The following is a 15,118-nucleotide window of genomic DNA, read 5'->3' on the forward strand; positions in this document are numbered from 1 at the left end:
TGGCCAGGATGAGGCGCGGGGTACTCATCTGTCACGTTCAAGGCTCTAGCGTAGGGGCCGTCCCGCTGGTGCCTACCCACGCCGGGCGGGTTGTAGCGTTGCGGGCTGGCCAGCAGGTAGACCGGATAGCAGACTGTTATTGCGGCTCAAAAAACGCAGCATACGATTTTTACCCATCCTTCAGGCTCAGTCACATGCATCCGCAAGAGTAAAAAAGCCGGTTGACCAGACAATTGCTCTCGCTCTTTGCATCCAGATAGCGACCACCGAACTCCGTCCAAACTTTTGCTGCTGCCGAAGATTGATCCAGTAAAATTAAAGTGGAGTGGGGGGGGCAGCCTTTAATCAGCGCCAACCTATCTCGGATTTTTAGATTGAATATCTATAATTTAGCGGGTGCGGAGGCGGTAGTGATTATAAAGAGCGGGAAGGACGGATAGCAAACCGCCTGGTGTGAAAAAGTGTCATAAATAAAATTGCTTTGAATTCAATAGGGGAAAAAAAACCAATCAGTGGTTTGAAAAAAATCAATGCGCGAAAACATGAAATTTTATTCATGTTGGTGGCCGGCGATACCCGAGCCGCGATGCTTGATATTGCTCCGATCAACCAAGTACATTTCACTTAAGTTCCAGCATCAATGGTCGCCAACAGGAAGTTACTCTATGCTCATTGCTAAAGCTGAAGTGTTCTTGACGGAAGTGCCATATAAAAATCCTTATCAAATCGCAACCAATATAACCGCCAAAGGCCGGCATGTAGTGTTAAAGCTTACGACAGACACAGGACTCATTGGGTGGGGAGAATCGGGGATTATATCGAGAGGGTATCCTGCCCAAGGGGATACTCCCGAAACAGTGCTTGCAGTATTGGAAGCCTATTTGTGCCCTGCAATAATTGGTAAAAATCCATGTCTGTTTGAAGTGATAATGAGTGATCTGGATCTGTTAATTAAGGGACATCAGTTTGCCAAGTGTGCGATAGCTCATGCGCTTCTCGATCTTGCGGGAAAAGTATATGGCGTTCCGATTTGTAACTTATTAGGAGGAGCGTATGCACTTAGCTACAAGGTAAGCCGAAGTTACAGGGGCTTGGCTATGAGCGACTGACACTCAAGGGGTCCGGAATATTGAAAGATGATTATGCCTGTCTTAAATCTGTCAGGCAGGTTTTAGGAGATAATTTTGAATTGGAAGTGGATCCCAACTGTGCCTACTAATTTGCACTTCAACTCGATAGCTTGCAGCGGCAAAGCCTCAAATATTCTTAAGCTCAGCAACATCGTTTCGAAAGAGCTGGGCGACGCCTTTGATCGACGGCGCTCGATCATTGGCGAGTACAGCTTCGTACATACCGCAAAGCTTCATGTGACCGCCAATTCCCGAAGCAGAAATTGCTATCACTGGATAGACCCTGCTTACTTGAGCGAGTAAACCGCGCCTTGAATCTTATGCGAGCACCTCAACATGATGAGTCATGAGTGGTTGACAGGCGTCGGTCTGGTTTTCCTCGGAATAATAACGGGATTCGTCGGGACCAATACCGGTGGGAGTGCGTTTTTAACCGTTCCGGTGATGATCTGGCTGGGGATTCCGCCTCAGTCGTCGATCGCCACAGCGCGCTTGGCCTCGGTAGGCACTATGGTTGCAGGACTGCGGCACTTTCATAATCAGGGAAAGGTCGATTATGCACTGGCCTTTCCAGCTGCGGCACTGGGGTTGGTTGGAGCTCTGGGAGGAGCGAGCGTTCTTCTTCAAATAGATCCTGCGCTGTTGCACAAAGTAATTGGCGGGCTGACATTGCTGCTCGTCGCGTTGTCCCTTATAAAAAAACCTCGTAGCGGCGAAACACCTCCCTCAGCAATCAGGCGTCTGTTTGGTTATATCCTCTTTATCCCAGTAGGCATGATCGGCGGGTTATTCGGTGGACAAGCTAAACTTTCGACGTATTTATTCATTATCTTTTTTAGGAAAACCATCAGCGAATCGGTGGGGACCCGCAAAGTCGGCGGGTTAGTACTCTCCGTGGGTTCACTAATCATTTTCGGCGTCAGCGGCATCATTAACTGGCAGTACGGATGTTGTCTGGTTATTGGCACGTTATTGGGTGCAAATGCCGGCGCGAAGTTTGCGATAAAGAAGGGCGACCAGTGGATGGAGTCAGTTTTCAATATAGTCGTGGTTATGTTGGCATTGAGGATGCTGTTCTGGTGAGCGGAAATCACGCAGCCCATCCAGACCTGAAATAGCCATGTCCTGCCTTTCCTAGATTCGACGGTTTCCAGATAATATCCTATTGACGCTTTGCTTTCCACAGCCTGAGCTCGTGCACCGGCTTTTGGCAGGTTGAAGCGGCTCGCTTCGCTTCGTGGTTAACGTAGGCTGCTACAGAGTTGTGTAGATACTTATGGCCATCGGGGGCATGCCTCCTCCACATTTTGAGCTCGACATGTCAGTTGATTTCGTAGCGCACCGACAATGCGCCTTTCTTCTCCGAAACGGCCAGGATCGTCACTTGGCCCACTTCCCCCAACGCCTGGACATGGGTGCCGCCACAGGCGTAGGCCGGCAGTTCGCCGAAGCCGACTTCGCGTGTGCCTTCATCCAACCACATCTGCCGTGAGTAGTCAGCGGCGATCCACTGATTGACTTGCTGTTGGAGCGCCTCGGCGTCCATGGTTTGTGCGGTTTCGCCACGGATAAAGGTGATCTTGCCTTCCCCCGGCCAATGGTGAGCCTTGATCGGCATCCAGCCCAGGCGTTCGCCGGCATTGCCAATCAAATGCCCCGCTGAATGAAGGCGGCTGTGCAGCGCGCGGCGTTGTGCATCGACCCTCGCAGCGATCGGGCCGGGTTCCACAGGTTGATTGACGTAGTGCACCACATGCTCGGCTTCCTGCATGACGCGCAGCACCTGGCTGTCGCCGAGCCACCCGGTGTCGAATGGTTGGCCGCCGCCCTGAGGATGGAAAATCGTCGACTGCACAACAACGGCGAATTGCTCAGCGTGCGGGGTGCAACTGAGCACTTCCAATTCGGCAGTCAGGTGATCGTGGGTGAAAAACAGGCGCTGGGTCATGGTCGTCTACATCCGCATTCAGGTTCTGCGGGCAGTATAAATACTGCGCTGATAGGTGATAATCCATGCAAACATCAATGGACCTGTGCGTCATGAGCATCAATCTTCCTTTGCCGCTGCTGGGTGAAATGGCGATTTTCGTCAAAGTGGTGGAAACCGGCAGCTTCTCCGAGGCGGCGCGGCAGTTGAGCGTTTCACCTTCGGCGGTGAGCCGTAGCATTTCGCGCCTGGAACAGGCCTTGGCAACCCGGTTGTTGCAGCGCACCACGCGCAAGCTGCGCCTTAGCGAGGGCGGCGAAGAGGTGTTCAAGCGGTGCCAGGAGATGGTCAACGCGGCGCGCTCGGTGATGGAAATCAGCGGGCAATTTACCCATGAAGCCGAAGGCCTGGTGCGAGTCAGCGTGCCCAAGGCGGTGGGGCGGTTTGTGGTGCATCCGCATATGCCGGAATTTCTGCGGCGCTATCCCAAGGTGGATGTGCAACTGATCCTTGAGGATCGGCATGTGGATTTGATCGACGACAATGTCGACTTGAGCATCCGCATCACCGACAGCCCGCCACCCGGTCTGATCGGGCGGCAGCTATTGCCGATTGAACATTTGCTGTGTGCAACGCCGCAGTATCTGGCCCAGCATGGCACGCCGAGTCATCCCCATGATCTGCTGGAGCACAGCTGCATCTACCTGGGTGAAGCCCCCGGGGACTCACGCTGGAAGTTCCGCCAGGCCGGCAAGGCGGTGACGGTCGGTGTACGCGGGCGATATGCGGCGAACCACACGGGCGTGCGGCTGGATGCGGTGTTGCAGCATGTGGGGATTGGCAGCTTGCCGTATTTCACGGCGCGACATGCCTTGGAGGCGGGGCAGTTGGTGCAGGTATTGCCGGGGTGGGATTTTATTGCGTCGTATCATGGTGAAGCGTGGTTGCTGCACTCACCGACGCGATACTTGCCGCCGAAGTTGCGGGTGTTCATTGATTATCTGGTGGAGTGCATGGCGAAGGAGCCGACACTGCGCCGCCGTTAAAAATGTGGGAGGGGCGGTGCGACGATTCGACTTGCCCCCGATGGCGGTGGATCAGTGACAGGTAAGCTGACTGACACACTGCTATCGGGGGCAAGCCCCTCTCACATTTGGATTTCGGTGCTCTGAGGATCAGTGCTTGCTCTGGTCGTCCGGCATGGCCAGCAGTTGCTTTTCCTGGTTCCAGTCGAACGGTTCGTCGTTCAGCTCGGCCTCATGGCGACGTTCTTCCAGGGCCTGGTACAGGTCCAGTTCTTCGTCGGGCATGAAGTGCAGGCAATCGCCGCCAAAGAACCACAGCAGGTCGCGCGGTACCAGGTGGGCGATTTGTGGATAACGCAGGATGACCTGGCTCATCATGTCCTGGCCAAGATATTGGCTTTCGATCGGATCGATCGGCAGCAGGGCGCGCAGTTCGTCGAAACGTTCCAGAAACAACAAATGGCTTTCCTCGGGTACCTGTTCGGCTTCGCCGACGGCAACCAGGATGCTACGCAGGTGGTCGAGCAAGACGAGATGATCGGCAACGACGTTGGACACGAGATAAGTCCTCTAAAGCAAAAACGGGCGCGAGAGTATAGGCCTCTCGCGCCCGTTTTTATATGACCGCTGGTATCAGCGGACTTTACCCTCAGCCTGCAGCAGCTCTTCCTTGCTGAAATCATCCACATCGATCACCTTGCGGCGAGCCGCTTCGGCGTCACGCAGGGTTTGCGCTTCGGCGGGTTGCAGCACGCCAGCGTGCAGCGCGGCGTCGATGGCATGCTCGCCGGCAGTCGGTTTGACTTGCCCGCTCTTGAGCGCGGCGTGCAGTTTTTTCTGCAGCGGATGGCTGGCACCGAGCAGGTCATAGGCATGTTGCAGTGCGCCCACCGGGTCTTGCGCCGATTGTGGGCGATAGCAGCCAGCCAGCAGCTCTTCCAGGGTCGGGTCACCCTTGGCACGGCCGATCACGGCGGCAACCTCGGCATCCAGGGCATCGGACGGCCCGGTATGCCGACGTCCGAACGGGAACACGATCACCCGCAACAGGCAACCGAGGATCTTATTCGGGAAGTTGCTCAGCAATTCATCCAGTGCTCGCTCAGACTGGCCAAGGCTTTCTTCCATGGCCCAGGCGAACAGCGATTCCAGGTGATCCGGCGAGTCCAGGTCGTGGTAACGCTTGAGCGCCGCCGACGCCAGGTACATGTGGCTCAGCACATCACCCAGGCGCGCCGACAGCCGTTCACGGCGTTTCAATTCGCCGCCCAGCAGCATCATGCTCAGGTCTGCAAGCAGGGCAAACGCCGCGGCCTGACGGTTGAGTGCGCGGAAATAACCCTGGCTCAAACGGTTGCCTGGGGCTTTTTCGAAGTGACCGATGCCCAGGTTCAATACCAAGGTACTGGCGGCGTTGCTCACGGCGAATCCGATGTGTTGCATCAACAGCCCATCGAACTCCTTCAATGCCTGGTCATGGTCTTCACGACCGGCCAGGGCCATTTCCTTGAGCACGAACGGATGGCAGCGAATCGCACCCTGGCCGAAGATCATCAGGTTACGCGAAAGGATATTCGCGCCTTCCACGGTGATGAAGATCGGCGCCCCTTGCCAGCTACGGCCCAGGTAGTTGTTCGGGCCCATGATGATGCCCTTGCCGCCATGCACGTCCATGGCGTGGCTGATGCACTCGCGGCCGCGTTCGGTGAGGTGGTACTTGAGGATCGCCGACAGCACCGAGGGCTTCTCGCCCATGTCCACGGCATTGGCGGTGAGCATGCGGGCGCTGTCCATCAGCCAGGCGTTGCCACCGATGCGCGCCAGGGCTTCCTGGATACCTTCGAAGGCCGACAGCGGCACGTTGAACTGTTCACGTACCTGCGCGTATTGGCCGGTCACCAGGCTGGTGAACTTGGCGGCGCCGGTGCCTACCGCAGGCAGGGAAATCGAACGGCCTACGGACAGGCAGTTCATCAGCATCATCCAGCCCTTGCCGAGCATCTCCTGGCCGCCGATGAGGAATTCGAGCGGAATGAAGACGTCCTTGCCCGAGTTGGGCCCGTTCATGAACGCGGCGCCCAGGGGCAGGTGGCGGCGGCCGATTTCAACGCCGGGGGTCTCGGTGGGAATCAACGCGAGGCTGATGCCCAGGTCTTCCTCCTCGCCCAGCAGATGGTCCGGGTCATGGGCCTTGAACGCCAGGCCGAGCAAGGTCGCGACCGGGCCGAGGGTGATGTAGCGCTTTTCCCAGTTCAGGCGCAGGCCGAGAGTTTCCTTGCCTTGCCACTCGCCTTTGCAGATGACGCCGGTGTCGGGCATGGCGCCGGCATCGGAGCCGGCCAGCGGGCCGGTCAGGGCGAAACACGGAATATCGTCGCCACGCGCCAGGCGCGGCAGATAGTGGTTGCGTTGCTCGTCGGTGCCGTAGTGCAACAGCAATTCCGCAGGGCCCAAGGAATTGGGCACCATGACGGTGGAAGCCAGGTCGCCGCTGCGGGTGGCCAGTTTCATCGCGACCTGGGAGTGGGCATAGGCTGAGAAGCCCTTGCCGCCATATTCCTTGGGGATGATCAGGGCGAAGAAACCATGGGTCTTGATGTGCTCCCAGGCAGCGGGGGGCAGGTCCATGGCCTGGCCGATTTCCCAATCACTGACCATGGCGCAGAGTTCTTCGGTGGGGCCGTCGATGAAGGCCTGTTCTTCCTCGGTCAATTGCACCTTGGGGTAGGCCAGCAATTTGTCCCAGTCAGGGCGCCCGCTGAACAGTTCGCCGTCCCACCACACGGTGCCCGCGTCGATGGCATCGCGCTCGGTTTCGGACATCGGCGGCAGGACTTTCTGGAACCAGCTGAACAACGGCTTGGTAAAGTATTGGCGGCGCAGGTCAGGCAGCAGCAGGGGCACGGCCACAATGGCGATCAGCACCCAGAAAATCAGCAGCAGCCAACCCGGTGCGTGGCTCCAGGCGCCCATCGCCAACAGGTAAACGGCGACCACACCCAAAGCGGGCAGGGGCGCGGTGCGGCGGTGTGCCAGGTAGGCAATGCCGACCACCAGAACCAGTATCCACAACAACAGCATATTCAATCCTCCGTGAAACCAGGGGCGAAACCACCAGGGAGCTTAGACGGCGTCCGGCCAAGCGGGGTGATCAGGGTGTTACAAGTTGTACTGGGGATACCTGAGTCCCAGCCGCTTCATCGATAGTGACCACCCTGCAGGGGTGGAGTTCGCCGGGAAACATCGCGGAACCCGCGCGGATTTATATGACCAGGCAGTCAATCGCGACGGCGCCGTGCATGAGGCGGTGCGCGGCAACCCCTGCACCTTGAACACCCAGGCTTGCCGGGCGACGGGCAGAGTGATTCAAGCCGCGTGTGAACCGGCGTATGCTGCGACGCTCATCAAGCCATGTTCACCAACGATAAGGCGCGGTCATGCTGAAGATCTGGGGTCGTAAAAACTCATCAAACGTCAGGAAGGCACTGTGGTGCGCCGAGGAACTCGGCCTGGACTATGAGGCGATTGACGCGGGCGGCGCTTTTGGTGTGGTCGACACGCCGCAATACCGGGCCTTGAACCCCAATGGCCGGGTGCCGATGATCGAAGACGGCGACTTCGTATTGTGGGAATCCAACACCATCGTGCGTTACTTGTGCGCCAAGCACGCGTCGGACTTTTACCCAAGTGACCTGCAAATCCGGGCCAGCGCCGAAAAGTGGATGGACTGGACCACGTCCACGCTCGCCGATCCCTTCAAGGCCGTGTTCTGGGGCATCGTGCGCACACCGCCGGAAAAACAGAACTGGGACAGCATCAATGCCGGGCGCCAAGCCTGCATCGATGCACTCAAAACGGTCGACCAGGCTCTTGCCGAGCAACCCTACCTTTCCGGCAAAGCCTTCGGCATCGGTGATATTCCCCTGGGCTGCTTTATTTATGCCTGGTTCGAGATGCCCATCGAACGCCCGGCAATGCCCAACCTGGAGGCGTGGTACCAGCGCCTGAAGCTACGTCCGGCCTACCGCAAGGCAGTGATGACCGCGTTGACCTGATACACACTATTAACAAGGGTGACTGTACTTGTGCGGCGCGGGCACGCACCATGCTGGAACACATCGCAGGTTGAACTACCTGCGCTGTGCCCTCATCTATTGTTTCTATTCTTTTCCTTGGTGCGTAATCCGATATGAGTTCCGCTCTGTCCATCCGGCAGCTAACCAAAACCTACGGCAACGGTTTCCAGGCCCTGAGTGGTATCGATCTGGACGTCGCCGAAGGTGATTTCTTCGCCTTGCTCGGCCCCAACGGTGCCGGCAAATCCACCACCATCGGTATCCTCTCCACCCTGGTCAACAAATCCAGCGGTACGGTGAATATCTTCGGCCATGACCTGGACAAATCCCCGGCGGCGCTCAAGCGTTCCATCGGCGTGGTGCCTCAGGAATTCAACTTCAACCAGTTCGAAAAGACCTTCGACATTGTCGTGACCCAGGCCGGTTACTACGGCATCCCGCCGAAAATCGCCAAGGAACGCGCCGAGCAGTACCTGACCCAACTGGGCCTGTGGGACAAGCGCGATGTGCCTTCGCGCTCGTTGTCCGGCGGCATGAAGCGGCGCCTGATGATCGCCCGTGCACTGGTGCATGAACCGCGCCTGCTGATCCTCGACGAACCCACCGCTGGCGTGGACATCGAGTTGCGTCGTTCAATGTGGACCTTTCTCACCGAGCTGAACGAGAAGGGCATCACCATCATCCTCACGACCCACTATCTGGAAGAGGCCGAGCAGCTGTGCCGCAACATCGGCATCATCGACCACGGCACCATTGTCGAGAACACCAGCATGCGTAACCTGCTGGGCCAGCTCCATGTGGAAACCTTCCTGCTCGACCTGAAAAACAACCTGTCGGCGGCGCCGCAATTGTTGGGCTACCCGAGCCGCCTGGTGGACAGCCACACGCTGGAAGTGCAGGTGGACAAAGCCATGGGCATTACGGCGCTGTTCAGCCAACTGGCGGCCCAGAACATCGAAGTGTTGAGCCTGCGTAACAAAACCAATCGCCTTGAGGAGTTGTTCGTGTCCCTGGTGGAGAAAAATCTGGCGAAGGTGGCGGTATGAGTTCCGAACTGCAACCCAACCTCGTCGCGCTGCAGACCATCGTCTACCGCGAAGTGAAGCGCTTTACCCGGATCTGGCCGCAGACTCTGCTGCCGCCGGCGATCACCATGGTCCTGTACTTCGTGATCTTCGGTAACCTGATCGGCCGGCAGATCGGTGACATGGGTGGCTTCACCTATATGGAGTACATCGTGCCGGGCCTGATCATGATGTCTGTGATCACCAACTCCTACGGCAACGTGGTGTCGAGTTTCTTTGGCAGCAAGTTTCAGCGCTCCATCGAAGAGCTGATGGTGTCACCGGTGTCGCCGCACACCATCCTGATCGGCTACACCTTGGGCGGCGTGCTGCGCGGCTTGATGGTGGGGGTGATCGTGACCCTGCTGTCGTTGTTCTTCACCCACCTGCAAGTGCATCACCTGGGGGTCACCATTCTGGTCGTGGTACTCACGGCGACGATTTTCTCGCTGCTGGGGTTTATCAACGCAGTGTTCGCGCGCAATTTCGATGATATCTCGATCATTCCGACGTTCGTGCTGACGCCGCTGACCTACCTGGGCGGGGTGTTCTACTCCATCACGCTGCTGCCGCCGTTCTGGCAGACCGTGTCCCTGGCCAACCCGGTGCTGCACATGGTCAACGCTTTCCGCTACGGCATCCTGGGCGTGTCGGATATCAAGATCAGCGTGGCGATCACGTTCATGGTTGTCGCCACCATCGTCTTGTATATCGGTTGTGCGCGGTTGCTGGTAAGCGGGCGTGGGATGCGTACGTAACCACTGACGATACGCAGTAAGAAAATGTGGGAGGGGGCTTGCTCCCGATAGCGGTCTGTCAGCCAGCCTTGTACTGACTGACCCAACGCTATCGGGGGCAAGCCCCCTCCCACATTTGGTTTTGCATGAGGCCTTAGTTTTTCAAAGCCAAGTCGATCAGCGTATGCAGCTCTTCAACCGCCAGCGGCTGGGTCGAAAACAGAATTCGAAACACCGTGGGTGCCGCGAGCAGATTGATCAAACGATCCACGCTGGGGGCTGGCTGGGCGGGATAACGGTCAACAATCACCTGCAACTGCCCGCTCAGAATGCTCACGCAATACCCCGGCGTCACGCTGCATTGCACGTCGCGCATCATGTGGCGCCCAGGCTCCGAACTCATTTCATCCAGATACTGCTCAGCCCAGGCTTGCAGGTCGCCGCGCAGGCTGCCGGTAATGGCCGGCTCGCTGTCCGGGCGCATGCGCGCCAGGGCCACGTCGGCCAGCAGCGCAGAGAGGTCACCCCAGCGCCGGTAGATGGTAGAGGGCGTGACGCCCGCGCGTGTCGCAATCATCGGCACGGTGACGCTGGCGCGCTCGTTGGTTTCCAGCAGTTCGCGGACGGCCGAATGCACGGATTCTTGTACCCGGGCACTACGGCCCCCCGGGCGAAGGCCTTCTTTGATCGCCATGATTAAAACCTTAACACAAAGAATTTGCTTTAAGCGCCCACGGGTAGCACACTCCACAAAAGCAAAATATTAGCTTTAGCGGAGCGTGCCTATGCCCAGCAACCTGTCTCAACGGTCCAGCCTGACATTTCTGGTGATCACGGTACTGACCTTTCTCGCCGCCTCCAGCGCGCCGACGCCGTTGTACCAGGTGTATCAGGACAATCTGCATTTCTCGGCAGCGATGCTGACGCTGATCTTCGGCGTGTATGCCGTGTGTCTGCTGGCGGCGCTGCTGACGGTGGGTTCGCTGTCGGATTACATCGGGCGCAAGCCGGTGATTTTCGTCGCGCTGCTCCTGAATATCGTGGCGATGCTGTTGTTTATCAACGCCGACAGTACCGCCTGCCTGATTGCCGCGCGGGGGCTGCAAGGCTTTGCCACGGGGACGGCGACGGCAGTATTGAGTGCGACGCTGCTCGACACCGATCGCCTGCGCGGGCCGATGCTCAATAGCCTCGCGCCGATGCTGGGGATGGCCAGTGGCGGTTTGGGCAGCGGTTTGCTGGTGGAATATGCGCCCTGGCCGACCCAGTTGATCTACTTCACCCTGCTCGGATTGATGGTGCTTCAGGCGCTGTATGTCTGGCGCTTGTCGGAAACCGTCAGCCGCATACCGGGAGCCTTGAAATCCCTGGCGCCGACCCTGCATGTGCCGAAGCAGGCGCGCCGGGCCCTGGGCTTGGCGATGCCGTTGAATGTGGCGGTATGGGCGCTGGGTGGGTTCTATTCATCCCTGGCGCCGTCGCTGGTGCGAGCAGCAACGGGTTCGACTTCGCACCTGATCGGTGGCGGGCTTGTGGCCGTGATTACCTTGAGTGGCGCGGTGATGATCTACAGCCTGCGCGAGCACCCGGCAGATAAGGTTATGCGCCTGTCTGCGATGTTGCTGGCGGCGGGCGTGGCACTGTTGCTGACGGCTGTGCAAAGCACCAGCCTGTGGTTGTTCTTTGTCGCCAGTGTGGTGGCCGGCCTGGGTTTTGGCGGCGGGTTCATGGGCAGTGTGCGCAGTATCGTGGGGTTGGCATTGCCCCATGAGCGCGCGGGGTTGATGTCGGCGTTCTACGTATTGAGTTACCTGGCGTTCTGCTTGCCGGCGCTGCTGGCCGGTAACTTGAGCCGGGAGTTTGGTTTGATCGCCACTACTGATGCGTACGGCGCGCTCCTGATCCTGCTGGCCTTGGGGGCTTTGGCCGGAATGCTCTGGCAGCGCCCGCCATATCTGCATAACAGATAATATATAGAGATATTACCCGTTATATAGATATTCGCTCCGCTTCTATGATGGCCTCAACCTCATGCGAGGAAGAGGATTGCCATCATGACCTGCTTGACCCCCATCAGCTATAAACCCTTCAGTCACCTGGCCCGCCCGCGGGAAGTGATCCGCCAGTTCACCCCGAACTGGTTTGCCGCGACCATGGGCACCGGCGTGCTGGCGCTGGCCCTGGCGCAACTGCCGGTGGCACTGCCCGGCGTACATGCCGTCGCCGAAGGGCTGTGGATGTTTACCATCGGCCTGTTCATCCTGTTCAGCGCGCTGTATGCCGCACGCTGGGTGATGTTTTTCCACGAGGCGCGGCGGATTTTCGCGCACTCCACGGTCTCGATGTTTTTCGGCACCATCCCCATGGGGCTGGCGACCCTGCTCAATGGTTTGCTGCTGTTTGGCCTGCCACGCTGGGGCAACGCTGTGATCCCCTTGGCCGAAGCCCTGTGGTGGCTGGATGTGGCGATGGCGGTGGCCTGCGGCGTGTTGATTCCATTCATGATGTTCACCCGCCAGGAGCACAGCATCGACCAGATGACCGCAGTGTGGCTGCTCCCGGTGGTGGCCGCCGAGGTCGCCGCCGCCAGCGGTGGCCTGCTGGCACCGCACCTGGCGGATGTCCATGGGCAACTGGTGATGCTGGTGACCAGCTACGTACTCTGGGCGTTCTCCCTGCCAGTGGCCTTCAGCATCCTGACCATCCTGATGCTGCGCATGGCCCTGCACAAACTGCCCCACGCCAACATGGCGGCCTCGAGCTGGCTGGCGCTGGGGCCCATCGGCACCGGAGCCCTGGGCATGTTGCTGCTCGGCGGCGATGCGCCCGCGATCTTTGCCGCCAATGGCCTGCCGGGTGTCGGCGAGATGGCCAACGGGCTCGGCCTGGTGGCGGGCATCACCCTGTGGGGTTTCGGCTTGTGGTGGATGTTGCTGGCGGTGTTGATCACCCTGCGTTACCTGCGCGCCGGTATCCCGTTCAACCTCGGCTGGTGGGGCTTTACCTTCCCGCTGGGGGTTTACGCGCTGGCCACGCTCAAGCTTGCAAGCCTGCTGCACCTGGGATTCTTCAGCGTATTGGGCAGTGGGCTGGTGGTGGCCCTGGCGCTGATGTGGCTGATCGTGGCCACACGTACGGTGCAGGGTGCCTATAAAGGCGAGCTTTTTGTTTCACCTTGCATTGCAGGGCTAGCGAATAAGTAAGCGGGATTAGGTAAAGTCGTGGCCTGATCAATAACAGGCCACGCAGGAACACGGACGATGAGCCACCCCTCACAATTCACCTTGCTGCGCACGCGGCGTTTCCTGCCGTTTTTCATCACCCAGCTCCTGGGTGCCTTCAACGACAACATCTTCAAGCAATCGCTGATCCTGGCGATTCTCTACAAGCTCACCCTCGACGGTGACCGTTCCATCTGGGTCAACCTGTGCGCCTTGCTGTTCATCCTGCCGTTCTTCCTGTTCTCGGCGCTGGCCGGGCAATTTGGCGAGAAATTCAACAAGGACGCGTTGATCCGCGCGATCAAGCTTGGTGAGATCGTGATCATGGCGGTGGGGGCCACCGGCTTTCTGTTCGATCACCTGGAATTGATGCTGCTGGCGCTGTTCGCCATGGGCACCCACTCGGCGCTGTTCGGCCCGGTGAAATATTCGATCATGCCCCAGGCGCTGCACGACGATGAGCTGGTCGGCGGCAACGGCCTGGTGGAAATGGGCACGTTCCTGGCAATCCTCGCCGGCACCATCGGCGCGGGCATCATGATGTCGTCCACCCATTACGCGCCGGTGGTGGCCGTGGCGATTGTCGGCGTGGCGCTGCTGGGGTACCTCGCCAGCCGCAGCATTCCACGGGCGGCGGCTTCTACGCCGCAATTGCGCCTGGACTGGAACATCTTCACCCAGTCCTGGGCCACGCTGCGCATGGGCCTGGGGCAGACCCCGGCGGTGTCGCGCTCGATCGTCGGCAATTCATGGTTCTGGTTCGTCGGCGCGATCTACCTGACGCAGATTCCGGCCTACGCCAAGGAATGGCTGTATGGCGACGAAACCGTGGTCACCTTGATCCTCACCGTGTTCTCGGTGGGGATCGCCCTTGGCTCGATGCTCTGTGAAAAGCTTTCCGGGCGTAAGGTGGAAATCGGCCTGGTACCGTTCGGCTCGTTCGGCCTGACGGTGTTCGGCCTGCTGCTGTGGTGGCATTCCGGCGGCTTCGCGCAGAATATCCAGCCCAACGACTGGCTTGCGGTGCTTGGCTACGGGCAAGCCTGGTGGGTGTTGTTCGATATCCTCGGCCTGGGCGTGTTTGGTGGCTTTTACATCGTGCCGCTGTACGCGCTGATCCAGTCGCGCACCGCCGAGAACCAGCGTGCGCGCGTGATCGCGGCCAACAACATCCTCAATGCGCTGTTCATGGTGGTCTCGGCGATTGTGTCGATCCTGCTGCTGAGCGTGGCCAAGCTGTCGATCCCCGAGTTGTTCCTGGTGGTGTCGCTGCTCAACATCGCGGTCAATACCTACATCTTCAGGATCGTGCCCGAGTTCACCATGCGCTTCATGATCTGGCTGCTCAGCCATTCCATGTACCGCGTCGAGCACCGCAACCTGGAGCAGATTCCGGATGAAGGTGCGGCCTTGCTCGTTTGCAACCATGTGTCGTTTGTCGATGCGCTGCTGATTGGCGGCGCAGTGCGTCGGCCGATTCGGTTTGTCATGTACTACAAGATCTACCGCTTGCCAGTGCTCAACTTCATCTTCCGCACCGCCGGGGCGATTCCGATTGCGGGGCGTCACGAAGACATCCAGATCTACGAAAAGGCCTTTACGAGGATCGCCGAATACTTGAAGGACGGTGAGCTGGTGTGCATCTTCCCGGAAGGCAAGTTGACCGGCGATGGCGAGATGAATGAGTTTCGCGGCGGCGTGACGCGGATTCTGGAAGAGACGCCGGTGCCGGTGATTCCGATGGCATTGCAGGGGTTGTGGGGGAGTTTTTTCAGCCGCGATTCGAACAAGGGGTTGTTCCATCGGATCTGGTCGCGGGTGGTGTTGGTGGCAGGGGCGCCGATATCGACTGAGGCAGCCACGCCTGTGCAATTACAGGCGGCGGTCGGTGCTCTGCGTGGGGGTGTCAGGTAGGTTTGCGCTGGATGTGGCGGCCTC

Annotated in this window: 13 protein-coding genes and 1 pseudogene; 10 read left to right on the forward strand and 4 right to left on the reverse strand. The window is 58.8% G+C overall.

Annotation, left to right across the window (positions count from 1 at the left end; all coding sequences use genetic code 11):
- The first annotated feature begins 665 nt into the window (after positions 1–665).
- Entirely contained in the window at positions 666–1,109 is a 444-nt protein-coding gene (locus C4J85_RS08620) for a hypothetical protein (RefSeq protein WP_164487855.1), read from the forward strand.
- Between the two features lie 357 nt (positions 1,110–1,466).
- Entirely contained in the window at positions 1,467–2,213 is a 747-nt protein-coding gene (locus tag C4J85_RS08625; protein WP_124409435.1) for a sulfite exporter TauE/SafE family protein, read from the forward strand.
- 238 nt (positions 2,214–2,451) lie between these two features.
- Here C4J85_RS08625 and C4J85_RS08635 read toward each other — a convergent pair whose 3' ends face one another.
- Positions 2,452–3,078, reverse strand: a complete 627-nt coding sequence (locus C4J85_RS08635; protein WP_124409436.1) for an alanyl-tRNA editing protein — start codon at positions 3,076–3,078, stop codon at positions 2,452–2,454.
- A gap of 92 nt (positions 3,079–3,170) precedes the next feature.
- Between C4J85_RS08635 and C4J85_RS08640 the strand changes: the two genes are divergently transcribed.
- Positions 3,171–4,103, forward strand: a complete 933-nt coding sequence (locus C4J85_RS08640; RefSeq protein ID WP_124411174.1) for a LysR family transcriptional regulator — start codon at positions 3,171–3,173, stop codon at positions 4,101–4,103.
- 129 nt (positions 4,104–4,232) lie between these two features.
- Here C4J85_RS08640 and C4J85_RS08645 read toward each other — a convergent pair whose 3' ends face one another.
- Positions 4,233–4,640: a PA2817 family protein gene (locus tag C4J85_RS08645; RefSeq protein WP_124362017.1), complete on the reverse strand. Its 408-nt coding sequence runs from the start codon at positions 4,638–4,640 to the stop codon at positions 4,233–4,235.
- A 75-nt stretch (positions 4,641–4,715) separates the two neighbouring features.
- Positions 4,716–7,163 (reverse strand): acyl-CoA dehydrogenase, encoded by a 2,448-nt coding sequence (locus C4J85_RS08650; protein ID WP_124409437.1) that lies wholly within the window; start codon positions 7,161–7,163, stop codon positions 4,716–4,718.
- Between the two features lie 85 nt (positions 7,164–7,248).
- On the opposite strand from C4J85_RS08650, the pseudogene C4J85_RS27910 reads away from it, so the two are divergent.
- From C4J85_RS27910 to C4J85_RS08670, 4 genes and pseudogenes are all read left to right on the forward strand, one after another.
- A pseudogene (locus C4J85_RS27910) lies at positions 7,249–7,500 on the forward strand (cysteine protease); the annotation flags it as partial.
- 19 nt (positions 7,501–7,519) lie between these two features.
- Positions 7,520–8,137, forward strand: coding sequence for a glutathione S-transferase family protein (locus tag C4J85_RS08660; RefSeq protein WP_124403585.1), 618 nt, complete (start codon positions 7,520–7,522; stop codon positions 8,135–8,137).
- A gap of 134 nt (positions 8,138–8,271) precedes the next feature.
- The gene (locus C4J85_RS08665) at positions 8,272–9,204 is read left to right on the forward strand and encodes an ABC transporter ATP-binding protein (RefSeq protein WP_124409438.1); all 933 of its coding nucleotides are present in this window, start codon (positions 8,272–8,274) and stop codon (positions 9,202–9,204) included.
- Entirely contained in the window at positions 9,201–9,980 is a 780-nt protein-coding gene (locus C4J85_RS08670; protein ID WP_124370200.1) for an ABC transporter permease, read from the forward strand. The genes C4J85_RS08665 and C4J85_RS08670 overlap by 4 nt, the downstream gene beginning before the upstream one ends.
- Positions 9,981–10,113: 133 nt before the next feature.
- Here C4J85_RS08670 and C4J85_RS08675 read toward each other — a convergent pair whose 3' ends face one another.
- Entirely contained in the window at positions 10,114–10,653 is a 540-nt protein-coding gene (locus C4J85_RS08675; protein WP_124409439.1) for a TetR/AcrR family transcriptional regulator, read from the reverse strand.
- 91 nt (positions 10,654–10,744) lie between these two features.
- Here C4J85_RS08675 and C4J85_RS08680 point away from each other — a divergent pair, with 91 nt between their 5' ends.
- The 3 genes from C4J85_RS08680 to C4J85_RS08690 all read left to right on the forward strand — a co-directional run bounded on the left by C4J85_RS08680 (position 10,745) and on the right by C4J85_RS08690 (position 15,094).
- The gene (locus tag C4J85_RS08680) at positions 10,745–11,929 is read left to right on the forward strand and encodes an MFS transporter (RefSeq protein ID WP_124409440.1); all 1,185 of its coding nucleotides are present in this window, start codon (positions 10,745–10,747) and stop codon (positions 11,927–11,929) included.
- Positions 11,930–12,013: 84 nt separating this feature from the next.
- A complete protein-coding gene (locus C4J85_RS08685; protein WP_124409441.1) occupies positions 12,014–13,162 on the forward strand; it encodes a TDT family transporter in 1,149 nt (382 codons plus the stop codon).
- 57 nt (positions 13,163–13,219) lie between these two features.
- Complete coding sequence (locus tag C4J85_RS08690) at positions 13,220–15,094, forward strand: MFS transporter (protein ID WP_124409442.1); 1,875 nt, start codon at positions 13,220–13,222, stop codon at positions 15,092–15,094.
- The last annotated feature ends 24 nt before the right edge of the window (positions 15,095–15,118 follow it).

The sequence above is a fragment of the Pseudomonas sp. R4-34-07 genome (genome assembly GCF_003852375.1).
GTDB lineage: Bacteria > Pseudomonadota > Gammaproteobacteria > Pseudomonadales > Pseudomonadaceae > Aquipseudomonas.

Bases quoted from the DNA above. Each gene is read 5' to 3' on its own strand.
- C4J85_RS08620 (WP_164487855.1), top strand. From the start codon at position 666: ATGCTCATTGCTAAAGCTGAAGTGTTCTTGACGGAAGTGCCATATAAA.
- C4J85_RS08690 (WP_124409442.1), top strand. From the start codon at position 13,220: ATGAGCCACCCCTCACAATTCACCTTGCTGCGCACGCGGCGTTTCCTG.
- C4J85_RS08635 (WP_124409436.1), bottom strand. From the start codon at position 3,078: ATGACCCAGCGCCTGTTTTTCACCCACGATCACCTGACTGCCGAATTG.
- C4J85_RS08665 (WP_124409438.1), top strand. From the start codon at position 8,272: ATGAGTTCCGCTCTGTCCATCCGGCAGCTAACCAAAACCTACGGCAAC.
- C4J85_RS08660 (WP_124403585.1), top strand. From the start codon at position 7,520: ATGCTGAAGATCTGGGGTCGTAAAAACTCATCAAACGTCAGGAAGGCA.
- C4J85_RS08670 (WP_124370200.1), top strand. From the start codon at position 9,201: ATGAGTTCCGAACTGCAACCCAACCTCGTCGCGCTGCAGACCATCGTC.
- C4J85_RS08680 (WP_124409440.1), top strand. From the start codon at position 10,745: ATGCCCAGCAACCTGTCTCAACGGTCCAGCCTGACATTTCTGGTGATC.
- C4J85_RS08650 (WP_124409437.1), bottom strand. From the start codon at position 7,163: ATGCTGTTGTTGTGGATACTGGTTCTGGTGGTCGGCATTGCCTACCTG.
- C4J85_RS08640 (WP_124411174.1), top strand. From the start codon at position 3,171: ATGAGCATCAATCTTCCTTTGCCGCTGCTGGGTGAAATGGCGATTTTC.
- C4J85_RS08685 (WP_124409441.1), top strand. From the start codon at position 12,014: ATGACCTGCTTGACCCCCATCAGCTATAAACCCTTCAGTCACCTGGCC.
- C4J85_RS08675 (WP_124409439.1), bottom strand. From the start codon at position 10,653: ATGGCGATCAAAGAAGGCCTTCGCCCGGGGGGCCGTAGTGCCCGGGTA.
- C4J85_RS08625 (WP_124409435.1), top strand. From the start codon at position 1,467: ATGATGAGTCATGAGTGGTTGACAGGCGTCGGTCTGGTTTTCCTCGGA.